Here is a 519-nt window from a genome sequence, read left to right as displayed (position 1 = left end):
CTTGGAGTCGATGAACACGTATGGAAACACACCAGAAAACCAGGCCAGGCATCAAACCTGGTGACCATACTTGTTGACCTCACCCCGCTGGTGGACGGGCGTGGGCCTGCTCGTTTGTTAGACATGCGACCGGGCAGGTCCGCAGATGTGCTCAGCGGGTGGCTTAAAGAGCGCGACCCCAGCTTCCGGGAGCAGATACAGGTGGTGACAATGGATGGGTTCACCGGATATGCCACCGCAGTCGAGGAACAACTACCACAAGCGGACAAAGTCATGGACCCTTTCCATGTGGTGCATCTGGCAGCCGACAAGCTCACCAGTTGCCGACAAAGACTCCAACGTGAGACCACCGGACGCCGCGGACGCAAAGATGACCCACTGTACAAGCACCGGCGCACGCTGTTGACCAGGACGAACTATCTCACCGAGCGGCAAAAGCAACGCTTAGAAATGCTGTGGGCCACCGATGACGACTACGTGTGCCTGGAAGTGACGTGGTTGGTCTACCAAGACATGATC

General features: G+C 57.2%; 1 protein-coding gene. It reads left to right on the top strand.

Annotation, left to right across the window (positions count from 1 at the left end):
• A partial coding sequence (locus HMPREF2698_RS02235) for a transposase (protein WP_141748915.1) occupies positions 1-519 on the top strand: 519 nt, incomplete at both ends.

Source organism: Corynebacterium sp. HMSC072A02 (genome assembly GCF_001810085.1).
Lineage (GTDB): Bacteria > Actinomycetota > Actinomycetes > Mycobacteriales > Mycobacteriaceae > Corynebacterium > Corynebacterium hesseae.
Note: the sequence above shows the minus strand (reverse complement) of the source record. Positions and strands in the feature narration are given on the sequence as shown.